The following is a 21086-nucleotide window of genomic DNA, read 5'->3' on the forward strand; positions in this document are numbered from 1 at the left end:
GGATTGGCCGTCCGCGGACGGCCCTTTCAGCGGATCGGAATCAGCAGTTCACGCACGCCATCGCCGTGTTCGAGCACTTCGCCCGCAAGCTTCAGGCGCTGGTCTTCGAGGTAGCGGTAGTCCTGGCGCGCCACCTGCAGTTGCTTGAGATCCAGCTCGACCTTGAACTGACCTTCCTCGCGCCCGGCTTCGAACAGCAGGCTGCCCAGGGGGTCCACCAGGGCGCTGCCGCCGGCGAACAGCAGGCCGCCATCGCCTTCTTCCACTCGGTTGACCATTAGCGCGAACGCCTGGTTTTCCTGGGCCCGGGCCATGATCGCGGTACGGTGGGTGGGCCCGTAGGGGTCCATGTTGCCGTTGGTCACGATCAGCAGTTCGGCGCCCAGTTGCGCCAGGGCCCGGGCGCTTTCCGGGAACTCGATGTCGTAGCAGATCAGCAGGCCGACCCGCACACCGTTCCACAGGCAGGTGGCGTAGCGGTCACCGGGGGTGAACACACCGCGGTCGGACGCCCACAGGTGGGTCTTGCGATAACGCAGGGCGATGCCCTCGGGGGTAATCAGCAAAGTGGTGTTATAGAATCGGCCGTCGTCGTTTTCTGCCATGCCGATCACCACCGCGATATTGCGCGCCCGGGCGGCCTGGATCACGGCCTGCACGGTGGGGCCATCCAGCGGCTCGGCCACGGCGGCCACGGTCTCGGCGCTGGGGAAACCCATCAGGTGGGTTTCTGGAAACACGATCAACCGGGTATCGGCGGCGCAGGCGGCAATGGCCGCCAGGGCCCGTTCCAGGTTGTAAGCTGTGGCGTTATCACGGCCCGCCAACTGGGCCAGTTCAACCTTCATGGGTATTCCTTGTTCTTTGGCTGTGCCGCAGTATGCGCAGCAGCAACCGGCCCGCAAATCACGCAGCCGGGGTAACCCGATAGGGGTAGATGCATGACATTGTCGCTGGATGACATCGCCTGGCACCGCTCGGTGGGGCAGATGATCGAAGCCCTGGACCAGGCCAGTTTCTGGCCCCAGCTGGTGCGCCTGCTGGAGCAGTACGTGAGTTTCGACAGCTGGGTGGCGCTGCTGTTTTGCAGTGAGCGCAAACCCCTGGTGTTCGCCGAATGCCCGGGGGAGGACGGCAGCCCCGACCAGTTGTTCCAGGACTACCTCAACGGCCTGTACCTGCTCGACCCCTTCTACGTTGCCAGCCGCGAACAATCGCGCAGCGGCCTGTTGCGCCTGGCGGAAGTGGCCCCGGAACACTTCCAGCTGACCGAGTACTACCAACGCTACTTTCGTCTGAATGTGGTGGCCGATGAGATCCAGTTCAATTGCCAGCTGGCGGACGGCCGCACCCTGTGCCTGTCCCTGGGTTCGCGACAACGCTTCGCCCCACCCCAGATCGCCCTGCTGTCACTGATCGAGCCCTGGGTGGTGGCCTTGCTGCGCCAGCGCCTGCCCCACGAAAGCATTGAGCAAGACAACCCAGCGCAATTGCATCCAATGCCCGATTGGCGCAGCCAGCTGGACCACTCCATGCAACAACTGCGGGGCGCACAACTCACCGCCCGGGAGCTGGATGTGGGGCGCCTGATGCTCAGCGGTTGCTCCAACAAGGAGATCGCTCGTAAGCTGGAAATCTCCGCCGAAACCGTGAAAGTTCATAAAAAGCACATCTACAGCAAGCTGGGCATCAAATCCCAGTCCGAGCTGTTTTCGATTTTTCTCCAGGCGCAAAGCGCCTGATACCCCTTCAGGGCCGCCCCGGCAGCCCCACACAACAATAAGATCTTGTGCACCCATAAGAATGAGTACTGATAAACGACCTTAATGAGTCCGAACCAAGGAAACCGTATGAGCCTGTCCCTTCTGAGCCGCTACGCCTTCTTTGCCGCCTGTGTGATTTTCACCCTCGCCAGCCTGCCCTTTCTCGAACACGACTGGCTCTGGCCATTCGCCCTGGTCACCGGCCTGCTGAGCCTGCTGGGGATCTTCGACCTGCTGCAAAGCCCGCACGCGGTGCGGCGCAATTACCCGATCCTGGGCAATATCCGCTACCTGGTGGAAGGCATCCGCCCGGAGATCCGCCAGTACCTGCTGGAATCCGACAGCGACGCCCTGCCCTTTTCCCGCGCCCAACGCTCCCTGGTGTACTCCCGGGCCAAGAACGAAAGCGCCGACAAACCCTTCGGCACCCTGATCGATGTCTACCAGTCGGGCTTCGAATTCATCGGCCACTCCATGCGCCCGGCACCCCTGAGTGATCCCAACAGCTTTCGCGTGACCGTCGGCGGCCCGCAATGCACCCAGCCCTACTCGGCCTCGGTGTTCAACATCTCGGCCATGAGCTTCGGCTCCCTCAGCGCCAACGCCATCCGCGCCCTGAACCAGGGTGCCAAGCTCGGCAACTTCGCCCACGACACCGGTGAAGGCAGCATCAGCCCCTACCACCGCGAACACGGCGGCGACCTGACCTGGGAACTGGGCAGCGGCTACTTCGGCTGCCGCACCAGCGACGGCCGTTTCGACCCGGAGCGCTTCGCCGTGCAGGCGCAGAACCCCCAGGTGCGGATGATCGAGATCAAGATGAGCCAGGGCGCCAAGCCTGGCCACGGCGGCATCCTGCCCAAGCACAAGGTGACCCAGGAAATCGCCGACACCCGGGGCATCCGCATGGGCGAGGACTGCATTTCACCGTCGAGCCACAGCGCCTTTTCCACCCCGATCGAGATGATGCATTTCATCCAGCAACTGCGTGAGCTGTCCGGCGGCAAGCCGGTGGGCTTCAAGTTCTGCCTGGGCCACCCCTGGGAGTTCATGGGCATCGCCAAGGCCATGCTGGAAACCGGCATCCTGCCGGACTTCATCGTGGTGGACGGCAAGGAAGGCGGCACCGGCGCGGCCCCCGTGGAGTTCACCGACCACATCGGCGCACCGATGCGCGAGGGCCTGCTGTTCGTCCACAACACCCTGGTGGGCCTGAACCTGCGGGACAAGATCAAGCTCGGCGCCAGTGGCAAGATCGTCAGCGCCTTCGACATCGCCAGCGTGCTGGCCATCGGTGCCGACTGGGCCAACTCGGCCCGGGGCTTCATGTTCGCCATCGGCTGCATCCAGTCCCAGAGCTGCCATACCAACAAGTGCCCCACCGGCGTCGCCACCCAGGACAACCTGCGCCAGCGCGCCCTGGTGGTGCCGGACAAGGCCCAGCGGGTATTCAGCTTCCACCGCAACACCCTCAAGGCCCTGGCGGAAATGCTCGCTGCCGCCGGCCTGCAACACCCTTCGCAACTGGAAGCCAAGCACCTGGTGCGACGCATGTCGGCCACCGAGATCAAGCTGTTCTCCCAGTTGCACGTGTTCCTCAAGCCCGGCGAGCTGCTCACCGGCGAGGTCAACGGCGAGTTCTACTCGCGCATGTGGCAACTGGCCCGGGCCGACAGCTTCGAACCCAACACCGAAGCCGCCGCTTAAGCCCCATTGCCCAGTGCTCCCCGGTTGCCGGGGAGCGCGGGGCGTCACCCAAGGAAGATTGCAATGCTCAAGGTCATCGCTGAAGATTTCATCCAGCCCGAACACCTGGACACCGTGCGCCCGTGGTACGCCGAACTGGTGGAAAAAACCCGCCAGGAACCGCTGTGCATCGCCTACGATCTGTTCGTCGATCAGAAAGACCCCGGGCACTTCATCTTCGTCGAACAGTGGCCGGACCAAGCGGCCCTCGACACCCACTGCCAGACCGAGCACTTCACCCGCCTGGTGCCGCAGATCAATGCTTTTCAGCGCCGCGAATGCCGTGTGCTGTTGATGAACGAGTTCTAGAAAACCCGACCCAGACCTTGCTTGACCGGACCACCGAAAGCAGACCCGACCCCCACTGACCTTTCGGAGACCCGCCATGCCCTTGCTGTCATTCGAACAACTGTCCCGCCAACTGCCAGCGCCCTGGCAATCCACGCTGGTGGGCCAGGTCGGCCCGGCCCGCATCAAGGTGCTGCGCATGGACGGCCAGCCCTACCCGGAAGAAACCCACGACTTCAACGAAGGCCTGTTGGTGACCCAGGGCTGCCTGCACCTGGGCATTGGCCAGGCCGTGGTGGAAGTGGCGACGGGCCAGATGTACCTGGTGGAGGCCGGCCAGGCCCATAGCGTGCTGCCCGGCAGCCACGGCACCCTGGTGATCATCGACGTCTAACCGGCCCCTCGATCGACTCAATCGCGGTAACCACCTGCCCAAGGTCGGTCCGACCAGAGGGCCCATGCACGGAGAAGCCCATGCCTCGTCGTCTGTTTGCAGTGATCGCTTTACTGATGTCCTTCAATAGCGCCTTTGCCGGCGAACGCTGGCAGAGCCTGCCGCCCACACCGGCCCCGGTGGCCGGGGCGCAAGCCGGTTATGCCGAAGTCAACGGCATCCGCCTGTATTACAGCAAGCTCGGCCACGGCTCACCGGTGGTGCTGCTGCATGGCGGCCTGGGTAATGCCGACTACTGGGGGCTCCAGGCCAAGGCCCTGGCCGCCCGGCACACGGTGATCAGCGTCGACAGCCGCGGCCACGGGCGCAGCACCCGGGACGCCCGGCCCTACGGCTACGACCTGATGGCCGATGACGTGATCGCCCTGCTGGACCAGTTGAAGATCCCCCGCGCCGATTTCGTCGGCTGGAGCGACGGCGCGATCCTCGGCCTGGACCTGGCCATGCGTTACCCGCAGCGGGTCGGCAAGGTCTTCGCCTACGCCGCCAACACCCAGACCTCAGGGGTCAAGGAAGGCGTGGAGAACAACCCGACCTTCGCCGCCTACATCGAGCGCGCCGGCCAGGAGTACACCCGCCTGTCACCCACGCCCAAGGAGTACCCGGCCTTTGTCGAGCAGATCGGCCACATGTGGGCCAGCCAGCCGAACTGGAGCGACGCCGACCTGGCGAAGATCAAGACGCCGGTACTGATCGTCGATGGCGACCACGATGAAGCCATCAAGCGCGAGCACACCGAATACATGGCCCAGGCGATTCCCGGCGCCGGGCTGCTGATCCTGCCCAACGTCAGCCACTTCGCCTTCCTCCAGGACCCGGGCCTGTTCAATGCAGCCCTGGAACATTTTCTCGACGGAAAATAGCCCCGGCCATCGCCATGGATGCCCCTCTTTCCAGGGACGTCCACGGCAGGTAATATGCATAAACGCATATTTTAATTGCATTGACGCATCAATCTTCTAAGGTTGTTTGCAGACCCGGTCAACGCAGGCCATCGAGGCTGGCCCAGCGCAGCGTCATGTCCCGGGTCCGGCTACGCGCAGTAGCCCGACACGCAACGACGACACCAGCCGGAGGCTGGATTTCATTCATGGAGGATGAACATGTTAAGTAGCAACCTGACCCCAGGCGACGCTCCCCAGGCCCTGCCCCAGTGCCTGGCCGGCAGCCTGCTCGACCCGCAACTGAGCGAAGTCGATCCACACACCGAAGCTGCGCCCCAGGCCGCTGCCCGGCTCAACTTCAGCGTGCAGCAGCAAACCCAGAGCAACTGGTGCTGGGCCGCATTGTCCGCATCGGTGGGCAACTACTACGGCACCGGTTCCTGGACCCAGTGCGGAGTGGCCAACGCCGAACTGGGCCGCAACTCCTGCTGCAGCCAGCCCGGGCCGTGCAACGTCTACGGCTACCTGGATTCGGCCCTGCGCACCACCCGCTGCTACGGCGGCATGCGTGAGGACCGGATGCAAATGCCGGCCATCGACAACCAGCTCGGCATGGGCCGCCCCGTGGGCCTGCGCTGTGCCTGGTACGGCGGCGGTGCGCATTTCCTGACGATCTACGGCAGCGATGGCGGCTACATCCTGGTGGCGGATTCGATCTACGGTTACTCGACCCGCGCCCTGAACAGTTTCCCCGGTTCCTACAACGGCGGCGGCAACTGGACCCACACCTACTTCACCCGAAAAAACTAGGAGGCGACATGCAACTGACTTACCCCAAGGCGCCTGTCGATGGCGTCCAGCACCTGCGCTCGGCCCTTCAGGCGGCCCTGCAGACCCAGGGTTTCGGTATCAACCGCGGGTTTGCCAAGGCCAGTGCCCGTAACCTGAATCTGTCCCAGGCCTTTCGCGGCTACGCCCTGAGCCTGGAGGACCTGGCCCAGGGCAAGGGGCTGGCCGAGGCCAAGGCCGGTGACTGGCATTACCTGGTGTTCGATGCCGGAGTGTCGATTGCCGATGCGCAGTTGACCGAGGTGGCCGGCAAGGTCGGCTTCTCTGCGCTGAACCATGGCAGCCTGGCGGCGTCCGCCGTCAACGCCCTGGACCTGGCGGAACAGGCGCCGCAACTGCAGGGAAAAAGCTATGAACTGCGCCTGCTGTTCATCTCGGCGCTGCAGGTCACGGCGATCTGGCTGCATGGGCCCGGCGAAGAGGTGCTGATTCCCATCGAGCCGACACCCAAGACCCTGGCCGCCCATCAGCTCCACAGCGAAACGGCGTTGCTCGCCCTGCTGGCGCCGGCGGCGCTGCAGGCCAAGGCCATCTTCGACGCCGATACCAGCGGCACCCTGGGCGGTTGATCCGGGCAAAAAAAATCCGGCGGCCTTTGCAGGTCGCCGGATTTCTGGTCTCAGCGTTTCAGTCCGGGATGCTCAAGCCAGCCGCATCACCCAAGCGCAGGTCAGGACGCCGACCGCGCCGAACCTTGCTGGACATTGGTCGGTTGCAGCTTGAACAGATAGAACAGCACCGTCAGCAGCACCAGGAACGCCGGGCCGACATAGAGCGCCACACGGGTATCCGGGAAGTAGGCCATCAGCCCCACTACCAGTACCAGGAAGGCCAGGGCCAGGTAGGAACTGATCGGATACAGCCACATGCGGTACTTCAGGCCGGCACGTTCTGCCGGGCTCAGGCCCTTGCGGAACTTGAGCTGGGCCAGAAGGATCATCACCCAGGTCCAGATCGCACCGAAGGTGGCGATGGAGGTCACCCAGACGAACACTTTTTCCGGCACCAGATAGTTCAGCAGCACGCCCAGCAGCAGGGCGAAGATCGACAGCAGCAAGGCGCGACGCGGCACACCGTTGTTCGAGGTCTTGGCGAAGCCGGCCGGGGCCTGGCCGTTCTGCGCCAGGCTGTAGAGCATGCGCCCGGTGCTGAAGATGCCGCCGTTGCAGGAGGACAGCGCGGCGGTGATCACCACGAAGTTGATGATGCCGGCGGCGGTCTTGATACCCAGGCGCTCGAAGGTCATCACGAAGGGGCTGCCCTGGGTGCCAATCTCGTTCCACGGGTAGATCGACAGGATCACGAACAACGCGCCCACGTAGAACAGCAGGATGCGCCAGAACACCGAGCCGATGGCGTTGGGAATGGTCTTTTGCGGGTTGCGCGCTTCACCGGCGGTGAGGCCGATCATCTCTACGCCCAGGTAGGCGAACATCACCATCTGCAGGGACATCAGCACGCCGGTCACGCCATTGGGCATGAAGCCACCGTGGGTCCACAGGTTGGAGATGCCCAGGGCCACGCCGTCATTGCCGAAACCGAAGGCGATGATGCCGATGCCGCCGACCACCATGGCGATGATGGTGACGATCTTGATCAGGGCGAACCAGAACTCGAACTCACCGAAGGCCTTGACCGCGATCAGGTTGATCGAGCCCATGCTCACCAGGGCCGCCAGGGCCCAGATCCAGCGCGGCACATCGGGGAACCAGATCCCCATGTACACCGCCACTGCGGTGATTTCCGCAACACAGGTCACCAGCCACAGGAACCAGTAGTTCCAGCCGGTGAGAAAGCCCGCCAGCGGGCCCAGGTAGTCTTGTGCGTAACGGCTGAAGGAACCTGCGACCGGGTTATGCACCGCCATCTCGCCGAGGGCGCGCATGATCACCAGGATCGCCAGGCCGCCAATGATGTAGGACAGCATGATGGCCGGGCCGGCCATTTCGATGGCCTTGGCCGAGCCGAGGAACAGGCCGACACCGATACAGGCGCCGAGGGCCATCAAGCGAATATGCCGTTCGCCGAGTTCGCGTTTCAGCGGGCCGCCCTGAGCGGTCTCGCCGTGGGGCAGTTGGTTGCCAACTGGCATAGAGATACAACCTCATTTTGTTATTGGATATGAACCACCGAGCCTTCGAAGCACCAGCGGATAGCCGAAGCTTGCTCGACCGCACCGGCCTTGTGGGACGGAGCGTCTGGTAGGACAAGACCTGCCAGATCAGCGGGGTGCGCAGTATAAAAAGCTCCCGACAGGGCTTTTCACTCTATAAGTTGCAATATTCAGAGAGAAATCTCGGCAAATACCGCTTTCACGGAGAAGCATTACCTGCTTTTTGCCCTGAAACCTCACTCGGAAAGGGCCGGGAGTATTGCACAGGCCTGGTGCATCGTCATGCCCCTACCTAGGGCGTATTTACCTGGGAAAAGGCTCTACCCTGTGGCGAGGGAGCTTGCTCCCTTGCCACAGAAGCGGGGCCGGGTCGTTTTCACATTTTCTTCACCGACGCCCACCACCGACTAAGCTTCAGGCAAGTCCGATCAATCTGCGTGAATGGATCAATCGACTATGGGCGCTCTGTGGCAGACCGATTCGCATAAGAACGCAGTGCCAAGCCACAGCGAGGACGAAACGCCTTTACCGAAACGCCGCAAATCCCGCCGTTATGCCTGGCGCCTGTTCTGGCTGTTGCTGCTGATCGCCCTGATTGCCCTTGGCTTTGCCGCTGCCCGGGAGATGCGCACCTCGAAACTCCAGGCCCGGGAATTCAGCCGGCTGGCCGCTGACCTGAGCTACTCCCTGGAGCCCGGCCCCAGTGATGCCGTGCTCTATACCGGTGCCGGGCCGTTCGACCGGCGCCTGGGCTACAGCGCCCTGGGGGAGTTCCTGCCACGCTTGCTCAAGCGCGGTTACCTGATCGACGCCCAGACGCGTTTCTCCCCGGCACTGATGGACTACAGCAAAAGCGGATTTTTCGTGCCTTACACCGAAAAGATCCAGGCTGGCCTGTCCATTACCGACTGCCGCGCCGCGCCCCTGTACCAGTTCAATTACCCGCAACAGCTGTATGAGAGCTTTGCCAGCATTCCGCCGCTGGTGGTGCACAGCCTGCTGTTCATCGAGAACCGCGATCTGCTGGCCCCCAAGCCGGCAGAGGCCAACCCGGCGGTGGACTGGCCGCGCTTTGCCAAGGCCGCCTGGTCGCAGATCGCCCGGCTCTTGCACCTGCCGGGGCAGAGCGCCGGGGGTAGCACCCTGGCCACCCAGTTGGAAAAATACCGCCATTCGCCGGATGGCCTGACGGTATCCGGGGGCGAGAAGATCCGGCAGATGGTTTCCGCCAGCGTGCGGGCCTATCAGGACGGCCCACAGACCCTGGAGGCCCGCAAACGCATCGTGCGCGACTACCTCAACAGCGTGCCGCTGTCCGCGGTGCCCGGCCACGGCGAAGTGCACGGCATGGCCGAGGGGCTGCGGGTCTGGTATGGCGCTGACTTCGACAAGGTCAACCAGGTGCTCGGCAGCACCGCCATGGACTCGAAAAGCCTCGCCGCACGAGGGCTGGCCCTGCGCCAGGTGCTGTCGCTGATGATTGCCCAGCGCCGTCCCTCCCATTACCTGGCCAAGGGTCGCGCAGAACTGGCGGAACTGACGGACAGCCATATCCGCCTGCTGGCACAGAACAACGTCATCGACCCGGCGCTGAGCAGCGCCGCCCTGGCCAGCCAGGTGACCTACCGGGACTGGCAGCAGCAGCCGACCATTCAGCCGATCGAGACCAACAAGGGCATCAGCGTCGCCCGCAGCCGCCTCGCCGCCCTGCTCAACCGACCGCTGTATGACCTGGACCGCCTCGACCTCTCGGCCACCAGCACCTTGCAGAGCGACTTGCAGCGCCAGGCCACCGAGTACCTCAAGCACCTTGCGGACCCGGCCTTTGCCGCGCAGATTGGTGTGCTCGGCGAACGCCTGCTGACCCCCACCAGCACCACCCAGGTGCGCTACAGCTTCACCCTGCTCGAACTGACCTCCGACGGCTCGCGGGTGCGGGTGCAGACCGACAGCACCGACCAGCCTTTCGACATCAACGAAGGCAGCAAGCTGGAACTGGGCTCCACCGCCAAGCTGCGGGTGCTGACCACCTACCTGCAGATCATTTCCGAGTTGCACGACAAGTACGCCGGGCAAACACCCGCGCAGTTGAAAAAGATCCCGGTGAACGAGCAGGACCGCCTGAGCCGCTGGGCCCTCGACTACCTGATGCAGACCAGCGACCGCAGCCTGCCGAAGATGCTCGACGCCGCCCTGGACCGCACCTACTCCGCCAGCCCCGGCGAGGCCTTCTTCACCGGTGGCGGGGTGCATCACTTCCACAACTTTCGCAACGAAGACAACGGCCGCAGCCCGACCCTGCGCGATGCCCTGCGCGAATCCATCAACCTGCCGTTCATCCGCCTGATGCGCGACCTGGTGCGCTACAGCACTTATGGCGGCGACAGCAGCAGCGCCGAATTGCTCAAGGACGACCAGAACCCGCGGCGCCAGGAGTACCTGGCACGCTTTGCCGACCGTGAGGGCACCTCGTTCCTGCTGCGTTTCTGGAAGAAGTACCGCAACAAGGACACCCAGTCGCGCCTGGAAACCTTCCTCGACAGCATGCACCCCACGGCAATCCGCCTCGCCGCCGTGCACCGCTACCTGCTGCCGGACGCCAGCCAGGAGAGCTTCAACCGCTTCGTCCGGGCCCACATGAAGAGCGCCAAGGTCAGCGAGAAGCTCACCGACGAGCGCCTGGACAAGCTCTACGCCAGCTACGGCCCCGGCGCCTATGACCTACCGGACCAAGGCTACATCGCCAAGGTCCACCCCCTGGACCTCTGGCTGCTGGGCTACCTGATGAACAACCCGGAGGCGAACTTCACCCAGATCGTCAAGGCCAGCGAGTTCGAGCGCCAGGAGGTCTACAGCTGGCTGTTCAAGAGCCGCCATCGCAGTGCCCGCGACAGCCGTATCCGCACCATGCTGGAGATCGAGGCCTTCCTCGATATCCACCAGCGCTGGCAGAGCGTCGGCTATCCGTTCGACCACCTGGTACCGTCCCTGGCCACTGCTATCGGCAGCTCCGGCGACCGCCCCGCGGCGTTGGCGGAACTGGTGGGCACCATCCTCAACGACGGCGTGCGCCTGCCAACCTTGCGCATCGACAGCCTGCACTTCGCCGCCGGCACGCCCTATGAAACCCGCCTGCTCAACGACCCGGACAAGGGCAAGCGGGTGATGCCCTCGGAGGTGGCCACGGCGCTGCGCGGAGCCTTGTCGCAGGTGGTGGATGCCGGCACCGCGAAACGGGTGTCCGGCAGCTTCAAGCTGGCTGATGGCACGCCATTGGCCATGGGCGGCAAGACCGGTACCGGCGACAACCGCATCGAAGCCATTGGCGCCGGCGGGCGGGTGTTGAGCTCCAAATCCATCAACCGCACCGCAACCTTCGTGTTCTACATCGGCGACCACCATTTCGGCACCCTTACCGCCTACGTGCCGGGGGCCTCGGCCCAGGCCTTCAGATTCACCTCGGCCTTGCCGGTGCAGGTGCTCAAGGGCATGGCGCCGATCCTCATGCCCTACCTGCAACCGGGCAGTGGCACCCAATGCCTGGGCAGCGTGGCGCAACGCTGAATCACGACAGGCAGCCCCCTCTCTCTCCGACAAACGGCAGCTTTGCCGCAGGCAGAAGTGCTTGCGTCATTCTTAAGATATATCTTAAGTTATGTCTAAATCGAAACGGAGATAGAGAAAATGAGAGAGCACCACCACCCTCCCCATCGCGAGCACGGGGACAGCCATGAGATCTTCGAACGCCGCCCGGGCCGCGAACGCGGTGGCCGCGGGCCCCGGGTATTCGCCCCCGGCGACCTGAAGCTGCTGCTGTTGGCGCTGATCGCCGAGCAGCCCTGCCACGGCTACGACCTGATCCGCCAGATCGAAAGCATGTTCGACGGCGCCTACAGCCCCAGCCCCGGGGTGATCTACCCGACCCTGACCTTTCTCGAAGAAAGCGAAATGATCCAGGGCGATGCCGAAGGCGGCAAAAAGCGCTACAGCGTGACCGACGCCGGACGTCTTTCCCTGCAGGAGCAGGCCATCGCCCTGGACGGCGTGCGCATGCGCATCGAGGTCAGCAAGCGTTCCCTGCGCGGACATGATCGCCCCGCTGAAATCCACGAGGCGGTGCACAACCTGCGCCACGCCCTGCAAATGCACCATGGCCGCTGGAGCCCGGAAGAAATCCTTCGGGTGCGCGACCTGCTGAACAACACCGCCAAGGCCATTGTCGATGGTCCTGTGAGCCACCCCGCCCCGGAGAAAAGCCAATGACTGCCAGCCCAGAACTGTCCATCCATCGGGTCATGCACGAGATCAAGCGCCGCCGCCTGGAGGTGCTGCGCGTAGTCGACCTGACCCCGCGCATGCGCCGCATCACCCTGGGCGGCCCTGAGCTGGCCGGGTTCATCAGCCTGGGCAGCGACGACCATGTGAAGCTGCTGTTCCCGCAGAACGCCGAACAGCAAGCCGCCCTGGAAACCCTGGTACTGGGCCCGGGCAAGGACAGCGGCCCGATGCCCGCCATGCGCGACTACACCCCGCGCCGCTACGACCTGGAGTTGGGCGAACTGGACATCGACTTCGTGCTCCACGGCGACGGCCCTGCCTCCACCTGGGCCGAACAGGCCGCACCGGGCCAGTTCCTGCACATCGGCGGGCCACGGGGCTCGATGGTGGTGCCGGATATCTTCGACAGCTACCTGCTGATCGGCGATGAAACCGCGCTGCCGGCCATTGCCCGTCGCCTGGAAGAACTGCCGGCCGGGCGCCAGGTGCTGGCGGTGATCGAGGTGCAGAACGCCGCCGAACGCCAGGCTCTGGACAGCGCCGCCCAGGTGCAGGTGATCTGGGTTGAACGGGACGCAGGCGGGCAGGACCTGATCAGCACGGTGCGCCAGTTGCAGGTGCCGCAAGGCAAGCTGTATGCCTGGGTAGCCACCGAGAGCAAGGTGTCGCGCCAGGTGCGTCGAGTGCTGCTGGATGAGCACCAGCTCAACGACGAATTCGTCAAGGCCGCCGGTTACTGGCGCCTGGACAGCAGCGAAGAAGAATAATCGCGCATCAGGGTAGGAACTGGCTTGCCAGCGAAGGCGGTCCCAAGGGCCCCCTCGCCGGCAAGCCGGCTCCTACGGGGCCCGGGACCGGAGTTTACCCAGCCAGCGGTCCAGCCCCAGCAACAGCAGGGATACCAGGACGAACCCCGCCAATATCCCGAGGGCATTGAGCAGCACCCGGGGGTAGCCCAGCCTGTCCACGGAGATGAAGGGATAGGGGTACAGCCCAAGCAAGTGCCCGCGCAGCAACAGGTAGGCGAAATACACAATCGGGTAGAGCGTCCACCACCCGATGTGCCTCATCCGCAGCCCGCCCTTGGGCACGCAACACCACCAATAGACCAGGAACAGCAGCGGCATCACGTCATGCAGCAACTCGTCCGCCAGCCATTGCCAACCCTGGGGATGCCAGAGGTGGCGCAACAGCAGGCTGTAGGCCAGCCCCACCAGCAGAATGCTCGCCGCCACGGCGCCGCTGACCCAGGGCTGGAGCATGAACGCCTGCCCCTTGGAAACCCGCAGGTTGAGGGCGCAAGTCAGCACGCTGGCCACCAGGGTATTGCTGAGCACGGTGAAGAAACTGAAGAAGTTCACCAGCCCGCCCAGCAGGCTGGCGCCACTGTCCCAGCGCAACAGCAGGATCAGGTACAGCTGGACGGTCAGCCCGAACCAGCCAAGGATCGCCGCCACGGCAATCAGGCCACGCCGAGTGCACAGCCCCGGCAGCAAGAAGCCAGCCATAGGGCTCCTTAAAGCGGGCGCTTGGTGCGTTGCAACTTCACATAGAGTTTCTCGACCTTCTCCCTCGCCCAGGGCGTCTTGCGCAGGAAGGTCAGGCTCGACTTGATGCTCGGGTCGCTCTTGAAGCAGCGGATATCAATGCGTTCAGCCAGCCCCGACCACTCGTAGTGTTCCACCAGCGCCTTGAGGATCTGTTCCAGGGTCACGCCATGCAGCGGGTCGGTGTGGGTGTCGGTCATGCCAGGCCTTTGCGGGAAGAAAATGAGGAAAGCCGCGCACCTTAGCCGAGGGCTTGGCCCCGCGCCAGCACGCTTGAGTAACTGTAGTCGCAGCCCGTCACCGAGGCGATCGGGCATGAACAGCGAAAAGTTCCTGGCTTTTCGAAATAAAAGAGATGTTATATTGTATCAATCAATAACAACTCACCCGCATTTTGGGCACCCCCGTGTCCCGCCTGCTCACTGACTCAAAGCGCCTAGCGCTCTGTTCGCCAAGGAATGACCGATGTCCCGCTCAACTCACCGCCCTTCTCGCTCCCTGCTCTGGCGCCTGTCGCCACTGTCCGCCGCGCTGCTGATCGCCTCCCAGGCCCATGCCGTGGAATTGCCCCAGCAGGTCATCACCGCCAACCCCCTGGGCAGCACCGAACTGGCCGCCCCAAGCACTGTGCTGGAAGGCGACCAACTGACCCTGGAACAAAAAGGCAGCCTCGGTGAAACCCTGAACAAACAGCCGGGCGTGTCTTCATCCTACTTCGGGCCGGGGGCCAGCCGGCCGATCATTCGCGGCCTGGATGGCGACCGGATTCGCATTCTGCAGAACGGCGTCGGGGCCCTCGACGCCTCGTCGCTGTCCTACGACCATGCGGTGCCCCTGGACCCGGTTAACGTCGAGCGCATCGAGATCGTCCGCGGCCCGGCGGCCCTGCTGTACGGCGGTAACGCCATTGGCGGGGTGGTCAACAGCTTCGACAATCGGATTCCCACCGAGGCCATCGAGGGCATCCACGGGGCGGGCGAGTTGCGCTACGGCGGCGCCGACACCACCCGCAGCAGCGCCGGCAAGCTGGAAGCCGGCGATGGCACCTTTGCCCTGCACCTGGATGCCAACTCGCGGCAGTTCAATGACCTGAAGATTCCCGGCTACGCCCGCAGCCGTCACGCTGCGGCCAGTGAAGACGGGGATGGCAAGAAAGGTCGCCTGGGCAACAGCGACGGTCGCCAGGACGGCGGTGCCATCGGCGGTTCCTACACCTGGGACGACGGCTATGCCGGCCTGTCCTACAGCAACTACGACTCCAACTACGGCTCCCCCGCCGAAGAAGACGTGCGCATCCGCATGAAGCAGGACCACTACGCCTTCGCTTCGGAACTGCGCAACCTGCAGGGCCCGTTCAGCTCGCTCAAGTTCAACGCCGGCTACACCGACTACGAACACCGCGAGATCGAGGGCGGCGAAACCGGCACCACCTTCAAGAACAAGGGCTACGAGGCCCGTGTCGAGGCCCGGCACCAGCCGCTGGGCCCGCTCGAAGGGGTGATCGGTGCACAGGTCAACCGCAACGAATTCTCCGCCCTGGGCGAAGAAGCCTTCGTGCCACAGACCGATACCAACAGCGGCGCGCTGTTCATCCTCGAAGAACTGCAAGCCACCGAACGCCTGCGGCTCAGCCTCGGCGGGCGCCTGGAACACACCACCGTGGACCCGGACAGCAAGGGCAACGAACGCTTCGCCCAGGCCGACAAGTCCAGCAGCTTCACCGCCGGCAGCCTGTCCTCGGGGGCGGTCTACACCCTGACCCCGGTCTGGTCCCTGGCCGCGACCCTGGGCTACACCGAGCGCGCCCCGACCTTCTACGAGCTGTATGCCAACGGCGCCCACGTCGCCACCGGCACCTATGAAGTGGGCAGCGCCAAGCTATCGAAGGAAAAAGCCGTGTCCAGCGACCTGGCCCTGCGCTTCGACAACGGCATCCACAAAGGCAGCGTCGGCGTGTTCTACAGCCACTTCTCCAACTACATCGGCCTGCTGGGCACGGGGCGCACCCTCAACGATGAAGGCGAAGAAGATGCGACAGGCATCCCGGAATACGCCTACAGCGGAGTGCGGGCACGCTTCAGTGGGATCGAGGCCCAGGATCGCTGGACCCTGGGGGAAAACGCCTACGGCAAGTTCGCCCTGGAACTGTCCGGCGACTACACCCGGGCCAAGAACCTGGATAACGGCCAGGACCTGCCCCGCATCGCTCCATTGCGCCTGAACAGTGGCCTGCTGTGGGAACTGGACCGCTGGCAGGCACGCCTGGATGTACAACATGCCGCCAGCCAGGGCCGGGTGCCGGACAACGAAAGCGGCACCGATGGCTACACCACCTTTGGCGCCAGTGCCGGTTATCGCTTCGATATCGGACATAGCCAGTGGCTGGCCTTCGTCAAGGGCGAGAACCTGACCAACCAGACCGTGCGCTATGCCAGCTCGATCCTGCGGGATATCGCGCCGGCCGCCGGGCGCAGTGTGGAAGTGGGGTTGCGTACTACCTTTTAAGGCCCTGTTCGCCGGCAAGCCGGCTCCTACACGGCCCCGCAGGAGCCGGCTTGCCGGCCAAGGGCTTAGCGGTAACGCCGCGGGTCAGCCTCGATCAGGCTGGCCAGCTGGGTCAGGGCAAAGCGCAACTCGTCCTGGGTGGTGGGCGACATCAATACCACCCGCACACAACGGGAGCTGGCACCGCGTTCCACCTGGAACTGGCTGCCGCTCATCACCAGCACGCCATTGGCTCGGGCCAGGGTGGCGAACTCATCGCCCGTCCAGGGCTCCGGCAAGGTCAGCCACAGGTGATAGCTGTGGGGCTGGGTCCGGATCTCCAGGCCGGCAAACACGTCCCGGGCAATCGCCTGGCGCGCTGCCGCTTCATTGCGCTGGGTCTGTACCAGCTTGCGGTCCAAGCCTTCGACAATCACATTGCTGGCCAATTGCGCGGTCAGCGGCGACGGCATCCACACGCTGCTACGGACCATGGAACTCAGCCGCGACAGCAGCTTTGGCGGGCTGTAGAGGTAACCCACGCGCAACGCCGGCATGATCGCCTTGGACAGGCTGGTGAGGTACACCGAACGCTGCGGCGCATAGCTCGCCAGCGGCTTGATCGACGGATCGGTGGCGAGAAAGCCGTAGATATCGTCGTCGATGATCAGGAAGTCGAACTCTTCGGCGATTGCCGCAATTTGCGCCCGACGCCTTGGCGACATGATCGCCGTGGTGGGGTTCTGGCAACTGGCGACGCACACCAGCAGCGCCGGTTTTTCCCGCAGGCATTGCTCGCGCAGGGCCTCGGGGAGTATTCCCTCTTCATCCATGGCCACGCCCCGCAGGCGCCGCTCCAGGCCGTGGGCCACGGAGATGATGCCCGGGTAGCAGAGCGACTCGCAAAGCACCAGGTCGCCGGCGTTGCTCAGGGCGCTGATGGCCACCATCAGCCCGTGCTGGGCACCGGAGGTAATGACCACCTGCTGCCAGTTGGCCTCGGGCAAGGAATGCCGCAACCACTGCGCCCCGGCCTCGCGATGAGCCGGGTGGCCTCCATCGGGGGCGTAGTCCAGCGCCCGGCCGAAGTCACTGCTGCGGGCCATGCCCACCAGGGCGCCACGCAACCAGTACTCCAGGGTTTCGCTGTAGGGCTTGATGATCGACAGGTCCAGGGCTTCGGCCTGCCCCAGGGACAGGGACGGAGCGCTGGAACCTTCGGGCAACACCAGCGGCGGCTGCGCCAGCACGTAAGTGCCGCGGCCGACTTCGCCCTGCACCAACCCGCGCCGCTGAGCTTCGCTGTAGGCGCGGCTGATGGTGCCAGGAGTGACATTCAGGGTTACCGCCAGCTCGCGCAGGGTCGGCAAGCGGTCACCATCATTCAACAAACCGCTGCCGATATCCCGCGCCAGGGCGTCGGCGATGGACAGGTAGACCGGTTGATTGAACTCGCTTAACTGGGGAACCCACATGGAGGCTGATGACCATCGGCTGCGTTGAGGTGGACCGGAGCATATCACAGCCATGGATCGCCCCTTAACATCGACTCATTTGGAAAATTGATTCGATCTTCAAGCCAAACTGGCGACTCAAAACCGCTAAAAAATTTTTATATGATCTATAAATCCCTATAAATCATTAAGTTATCAACAAACCACAGCCAACTTCGGTAGAGCCATCCCGAGAAACAATTGAATCGATTCAATTCATTGAAATACACTCAGACAGCACCAACCCAATCGACTCAATCCCTCCCACCCATGCCCAGTCGAGATGCCATGCACAGTCTCAGCAAGGACCTGTCCCTCTCCGCCGTGATCGCCGGCCTGATCGCCGTGATCATTTCCTACGCTGGCCCCTTGATCATCGTGTTCCAGGCCGCCCGCGAAGCCCATCTGCCCAGCGACCAGGTGTCATCGTGGATCTGGGCCATCTCCATCGGCAGCGGCCTCACCGGCCTGCTGCTGAGCTGGCGCCTGAAAGTGCCGGTGATCACCGCCTGGTCCACCCCCGGCGCGGCGCTGCTGGTGTCGATGCTGCCCACGGTGTCGCTGCCCCAGGCCATCGGCGCCTACATCGTGGCCTCATTGCTCATCGCGCTGGTCGGGCTTTCCGGGGCCTTCGACAAGCTCATGAGCCGCCTGCCCAAGGCGATTGCCGCCGCCATGCTGGCGGGCATCCTGTTCCGCTTCGGCGCCGGCCTGTTCACTTCGGTCAGCCTGCAACCGGCCCTGGTGCTGGCGATGATCGCCGCCTACCTGCTGGGCAAGCGCCTGTCACCCCGCTACGCGATCCTCGCGGTGCTGCTGGTGGGCTGCGCGATGGCCGCAGGCCTGGGCGAACTCAATGGCGGTGCCATCACCCTGGCGGTGGCCCAGCCGATCTTCATCGCTCCCGAGTGGAGCTGGCACGCCATCATCAACATCGGCCTGCCCCTGGCCCTGGTCACCCTGACCGGGCAATACGTGCCGGGCATGGCGGTGATGCGCAGCGCCGGCTACAACACCCCGGCCCGCTCGATCATTTCCTGGACAGCCATCACCTCGGCACTGCTGGCGCCGTTCGGCTCCCACGGGATCAACCTGGCGGCCATCACCGCTGCCATCTGCACCGGCCGCGAAGCCCATGAAGACAAGGACAAGCGCTACATCGCCGGGATCGCCTGCGGCCTGTTCTACATCCTCATGGGGATTTTCGGCGCGACCCTGGCCTCGGTGTTCGCCGCCCTGCCCAAGGAACTGATTGCGGCACTGGCCGGCCTGGCCCTGTTCGGCGCCATCAGCGCCGGGTTGAGCGGCGCCATGGCCGACGAAAAACAGCGTGAAGCGGCGCTGATCACCTTCCTGGTCACGGCATCGGGCATGAGCTTCCTGGGCCTGGCGGCCGCGTTCTGGGGGTTGATCTTCGGCCTGGTGGCGCACTTTGCCCTGAGCCACACCCGGCACAAACCCAGCCTCGCCCAGGCCAGCACCCCACGCTGAGCAGAGCCCGGGCCGGGAACTGTTACCGATTGCGAAACTGTTCATGTCAATAAAAGCGCTTTCTCTCCCGGAGACGGCGCTTTATCCTTAGCCCCCTAATAAAGCTGAACCGTTTCATCTTTCCCTTTGAAATCAGTGGCCTGCCGTTCTCGATCAACCTGCATCGATGCTACGCGCCATGCCCTTGCTTCTGCCTATTCCTAGAAAAAGACTTTATCCGAATGCCTATGCCCACTTTTCAGCGTTTAAAAGACAGCGCTGTCCTGACTTCCGTCGCCCTGCCCAAGAGCCTGAGCCTGCTCGGCGCCCTTGGATTTGCCGCCTGCGCCCAGGCCGCACCGGCCTTCGACAGTGACTCACCATGGATGCTCGGCGACTGGAATGGCACCCGCACGGAACTGGCCAACAAAGGCTACGACTTCAAGATCGACTACGTCGGCGAGATGGGCGCCAACCTGCACGGTGGCTACGACCACGACCGCACCGCGCGCTACAGCGACCAGTTTGCCTTCGGCAGCCACCTGGACCTGCAGAAGATCCTCGGCTGGGACGACGCCGAATTCCAACTGACGGTGACCAAGCGCGACGGCGACAACATCAGCAACGACCGGATCAACGACCCGCGGGTCGGCGGCTTCACCTCGGCCCAGGAAGTCTGGGGCCGCGGCCAGACCTGGCGCCTGACGCAAATGTGGTACCAGCAGAAATTCTTCGACCAGAAGCTCGACATCAAGGCCGGCCGCTTCGGCCAGGGCGAAGACTTCAACAGCTTTCCCTGCGACTTCCAGAACCTGGCGTTCTGCGGCTCCCAGGTGGGCAACTGGGCCGGCAGCGTCTGGTACAACTGGCCGGTCAGCCAGTGGGCCCTGCGGGTCAAATACCACCTGAACGCCGAGCTCTACGCGCAGATCGGTGCCTATGAGCAGAACCCCTCGAACCTCGATCGCGACAACGGCTTCAAGCTCAGCGGCAGCGGCACCCAGGGCACACTGTTGCCAGTGGAACTGGTGTGGACACCCAAACTCAACGGCCTGGCCGGTGAGTACCGCGCCGGCTACTACTACAGCAGCGCCAAGGCCAGCGACGTCTACAAGGATGGCAATGGCCAGCCTGCAGCCCTGACCGGCGAGGCCTACCGCAGCAGCTCCAGCAAGCACGGCCTGTGGCTGGGCGCGCAACAGCAGGTCACCAGCCAGGCCAGCGACCACTCCCGCGGCCTGAGCCTGTTCGCCAACGTCACCGCCCACGACAAGAAGACCAACGCCATCGACAACTATGTCCAGGCGGGCCTGGTCTACAAGGGGCTGTTCGATGCCCGGGCCAAGGATGACATCGGCTTTGCCCTGGCCCGGGTCCATGTCAACCCGGCGTACCGCAAGAACGCCCAGGCCAGCAACCAGGCCCGGGCGCTCTACGACTACGACAACCCGAGCTACCTGCCGCCCCAGGACACCGAATACAGCGCCGAGCTGTACTACGGCGTGCACCTGGCCAACTGGCTGACCGTGCGCCCCAACCTGCAATACATCCGCCACCCCGGCGGCGTGAGCCGGGTGGACGACGCCCTGATCGGCGGGATCAAGATCCAGAGTTCGTTCTAAGGCCGACAGGCACACAACGACGCCATTCACAGTTTTCAGCTGAACCAAGCCCGCGCCTGATCGTCATCTACAGTGAACATGCGCGGGAACACTCT

18 protein-coding genes are annotated in these 21086 nt (G+C 64.0%); 13 read left to right on the forward strand and 5 right to left on the reverse strand.

Going from position 1 to position 21086, the window contains the following annotated elements:
- Positions 1–26 precede the first annotated feature (26 nt).
- Complete coding sequence (locus AC1RMG_RS15870) at positions 27–848, reverse strand: carbon-nitrogen hydrolase family protein (protein ID WP_015636841.1); 822 nt, start codon at positions 846–848, stop codon at positions 27–29.
- 93 nt (positions 849–941) lie between these two features.
- On the opposite strand from AC1RMG_RS15870, the gene AC1RMG_RS15875 reads away from it, so the two are divergent.
- The 7 genes from AC1RMG_RS15875 to AC1RMG_RS15905 all read left to right on the forward strand — a co-directional run bounded on the left by AC1RMG_RS15875 (position 942) and on the right by AC1RMG_RS15905 (position 6553).
- On the forward strand, positions 942–1742 hold the full coding sequence (locus AC1RMG_RS15875; RefSeq protein WP_011063153.1) for a helix-turn-helix transcriptional regulator: 801 nt from the start codon (positions 942–944) through the stop codon (positions 1740–1742).
- Between the two features lie 108 nt (positions 1743–1850).
- Positions 1851–3470, forward strand: a complete 1620-nt coding sequence (locus AC1RMG_RS15880) for an FMN-binding glutamate synthase family protein (protein ID WP_011063154.1) — start codon at positions 1851–1853, stop codon at positions 3468–3470.
- Positions 3471–3533: 63 nt separating this feature from the next.
- Entirely contained in the window at positions 3534–3818 is a 285-nt protein-coding gene (locus AC1RMG_RS15885) for a putative quinol monooxygenase (RefSeq protein WP_019093120.1), read from the forward strand.
- A gap of 76 nt (positions 3819–3894) precedes the next feature.
- Positions 3895–4191: a cupin domain-containing protein gene (locus AC1RMG_RS15890; RefSeq protein WP_011063156.1), complete on the forward strand. Its 297-nt coding sequence runs from the start codon at positions 3895–3897 to the stop codon at positions 4189–4191.
- An 80-nt stretch (positions 4192–4271) separates the two neighbouring features.
- Entirely contained in the window at positions 4272–5114 is an 843-nt protein-coding gene (locus tag AC1RMG_RS15895; RefSeq protein WP_370057976.1) for an alpha/beta fold hydrolase, read from the forward strand.
- Positions 5115–5354: 240 nt separating this feature from the next.
- Complete coding sequence (locus AC1RMG_RS15900; RefSeq protein ID WP_011063158.1) at positions 5355–5945, forward strand: papain-like cysteine protease family protein; 591 nt, start codon at positions 5355–5357, stop codon at positions 5943–5945.
- Between the two features lie 8 nt (positions 5946–5953).
- Positions 5954–6553 carry a hypothetical protein gene (locus AC1RMG_RS15905; RefSeq protein WP_011063159.1) on the forward strand — a complete coding sequence of 200 codons (600 nt, stop codon included), beginning with the start codon at positions 5954–5956 and terminating at the stop codon, positions 6551–6553.
- Between the two features lie 101 nt (positions 6554–6654).
- On the opposite strand, the gene AC1RMG_RS15910 is transcribed toward AC1RMG_RS15905, so the two are convergent.
- Positions 6655–8076 (reverse strand): amino acid permease, encoded by a 1422-nt coding sequence (locus AC1RMG_RS15910; protein WP_015636846.1) that lies wholly within the window; start codon positions 8074–8076, stop codon positions 6655–6657.
- 477 nt (positions 8077–8553) lie between these two features.
- On the opposite strand from AC1RMG_RS15910, the gene AC1RMG_RS15915 reads away from it, so the two are divergent.
- The 3 genes from AC1RMG_RS15915 to AC1RMG_RS15925 all read left to right on the forward strand — a co-directional run bounded on the left by AC1RMG_RS15915 (position 8554) and on the right by AC1RMG_RS15925 (position 13142).
- A complete protein-coding gene (locus AC1RMG_RS15915; protein WP_493169594.1) occupies positions 8554–11661 on the forward strand; it encodes a transglycosylase domain-containing protein in 3108 nt (1035 codons plus the stop codon).
- Between the two features lie 120 nt (positions 11662–11781).
- Positions 11782–12360, forward strand: coding sequence for a PadR family transcriptional regulator (locus AC1RMG_RS15920; RefSeq protein WP_011063161.1), 579 nt, complete (start codon positions 11782–11784; stop codon positions 12358–12360).
- The gene (locus tag AC1RMG_RS15925) at positions 12357–13142 is read left to right on the forward strand and encodes a siderophore-interacting protein (protein ID WP_041119708.1); all 786 of its coding nucleotides are present in this window, start codon (positions 12357–12359) and stop codon (positions 13140–13142) included. Before AC1RMG_RS15920 ends, AC1RMG_RS15925 begins: the two co-directional genes overlap by 4 nt.
- Positions 13143–13214: 72 nt before the next feature.
- On the opposite strand, the gene AC1RMG_RS15930 is transcribed toward AC1RMG_RS15925, so the two are convergent.
- Together AC1RMG_RS15930 and AC1RMG_RS15935 are read right to left on the reverse strand one after the other, a co-directional pair.
- Positions 13215–13883, reverse strand: coding sequence for a Pr6Pr family membrane protein (locus AC1RMG_RS15930; RefSeq protein WP_368994124.1), 669 nt, complete (start codon positions 13881–13883; stop codon positions 13215–13217).
- 8 nt (positions 13884–13891) lie between these two features.
- Positions 13892–14122: a VF530 family protein gene (locus tag AC1RMG_RS15935; RefSeq protein ID WP_019093117.1), complete on the reverse strand. Its 231-nt coding sequence runs from the start codon at positions 14120–14122 to the stop codon at positions 13892–13894.
- Between the two features lie 265 nt (positions 14123–14387).
- Between AC1RMG_RS15935 and AC1RMG_RS15940 the strand changes: the two genes are divergently transcribed.
- Positions 14388–16427, forward strand: coding sequence for a TonB-dependent receptor (locus AC1RMG_RS15940; RefSeq protein ID WP_493169596.1), 2040 nt, complete (start codon positions 14388–14390; stop codon positions 16425–16427).
- Positions 16428–16492: 65 nt separating this feature from the next.
- Here the strand turns inward: AC1RMG_RS15940 and AC1RMG_RS15945 are convergent, their stop codons facing one another.
- Entirely contained in the window at positions 16493–17881 is a 1389-nt protein-coding gene (locus AC1RMG_RS15945) for an aminotransferase-like domain-containing protein (RefSeq protein ID WP_053153556.1), read from the reverse strand.
- 306 nt (positions 17882–18187) lie between these two features.
- Here AC1RMG_RS15945 and AC1RMG_RS15950 point away from each other — a divergent pair, with 306 nt between their 5' ends.
- Together AC1RMG_RS15950 and AC1RMG_RS15955 are read left to right on the forward strand one after the other, a co-directional pair.
- Positions 18188–19390 carry a benzoate/H(+) symporter BenE family transporter gene (locus AC1RMG_RS15950; protein ID WP_493169598.1) on the forward strand — a complete coding sequence of 401 codons (1203 nt, stop codon included), beginning with the start codon at positions 18188–18190 and terminating at the stop codon, positions 19388–19390.
- Positions 19391–19617: 227 nt separating this feature from the next.
- The gene (locus AC1RMG_RS15955) at positions 19618–20991 is read left to right on the forward strand and encodes a carbohydrate porin (RefSeq protein ID WP_011063168.1); all 1374 of its coding nucleotides are present in this window, start codon (positions 19618–19620) and stop codon (positions 20989–20991) included.
- Positions 20992–21086 lie beyond the last annotated feature (95 nt).

The organism is Pseudomonas sp. GW822-FHT04H02 (assembly GCF_058800645.1).

Excerpts from the sequence above, each read along its gene's own strand:
- AC1RMG_RS15950 (WP_493169598.1), top strand. The coding sequence starts at position 18,188 with ATGCACAGTCTCAGCAAGGACCTGTCCCTCTCCGCCGTGATCGCCGGC.
- AC1RMG_RS15945 (WP_053153556.1), bottom strand. The coding sequence starts at position 17,881 with ATGTGGGTTCCCCAGTTAAGCGAGTTCAATCAACCGGTCTACCTGTCC.
- AC1RMG_RS15890 (WP_011063156.1), top strand. The coding sequence starts at position 3,895 with ATGCCCTTGCTGTCATTCGAACAACTGTCCCGCCAACTGCCAGCGCCC.
- AC1RMG_RS15930 (WP_368994124.1), bottom strand. The coding sequence starts at position 13,883 with ATGGCTGGCTTCTTGCTGCCGGGGCTGTGCACTCGGCGTGGCCTGATT.
- AC1RMG_RS15915 (WP_493169594.1), top strand. The coding sequence starts at position 8,554 with ATGGGCGCTCTGTGGCAGACCGATTCGCATAAGAACGCAGTGCCAAGC.
- AC1RMG_RS15895 (WP_370057976.1), top strand. The coding sequence starts at position 4,272 with ATGCCTCGTCGTCTGTTTGCAGTGATCGCTTTACTGATGTCCTTCAAT.
- AC1RMG_RS15935 (WP_019093117.1), bottom strand. The coding sequence starts at position 14,122 with ATGACCGACACCCACACCGACCCGCTGCATGGCGTGACCCTGGAACAG.
- AC1RMG_RS15875 (WP_011063153.1), top strand. The coding sequence starts at position 942 with ATGACATTGTCGCTGGATGACATCGCCTGGCACCGCTCGGTGGGGCAG.
- AC1RMG_RS15940 (WP_493169596.1), top strand. The coding sequence starts at position 14,388 with ATGTCCCGCTCAACTCACCGCCCTTCTCGCTCCCTGCTCTGGCGCCTG.
- AC1RMG_RS15880 (WP_011063154.1), top strand. The coding sequence starts at position 1,851 with ATGAGCCTGTCCCTTCTGAGCCGCTACGCCTTCTTTGCCGCCTGTGTG.
- AC1RMG_RS15870 (WP_015636841.1), bottom strand. The coding sequence starts at position 848 with ATGAAGGTTGAACTGGCCCAGTTGGCGGGCCGTGATAACGCCACAGCT.
- AC1RMG_RS15920 (WP_011063161.1), top strand. The coding sequence starts at position 11,782 with ATGAGAGAGCACCACCACCCTCCCCATCGCGAGCACGGGGACAGCCAT.
- AC1RMG_RS15905 (WP_011063159.1), top strand. The coding sequence starts at position 5,954 with ATGCAACTGACTTACCCCAAGGCGCCTGTCGATGGCGTCCAGCACCTG.
- AC1RMG_RS15955 (WP_011063168.1), top strand. The coding sequence starts at position 19,618 with ATGCCCACTTTTCAGCGTTTAAAAGACAGCGCTGTCCTGACTTCCGTC.
- AC1RMG_RS15925 (WP_041119708.1), top strand. The coding sequence starts at position 12,357 with ATGACTGCCAGCCCAGAACTGTCCATCCATCGGGTCATGCACGAGATC.
- AC1RMG_RS15900 (WP_011063158.1), top strand. The coding sequence starts at position 5,355 with ATGTTAAGTAGCAACCTGACCCCAGGCGACGCTCCCCAGGCCCTGCCC.
- AC1RMG_RS15885 (WP_019093120.1), top strand. The coding sequence starts at position 3,534 with ATGCTCAAGGTCATCGCTGAAGATTTCATCCAGCCCGAACACCTGGAC.
- AC1RMG_RS15910 (WP_015636846.1), bottom strand. The coding sequence starts at position 8,076 with ATGCCAGTTGGCAACCAACTGCCCCACGGCGAGACCGCTCAGGGCGGC.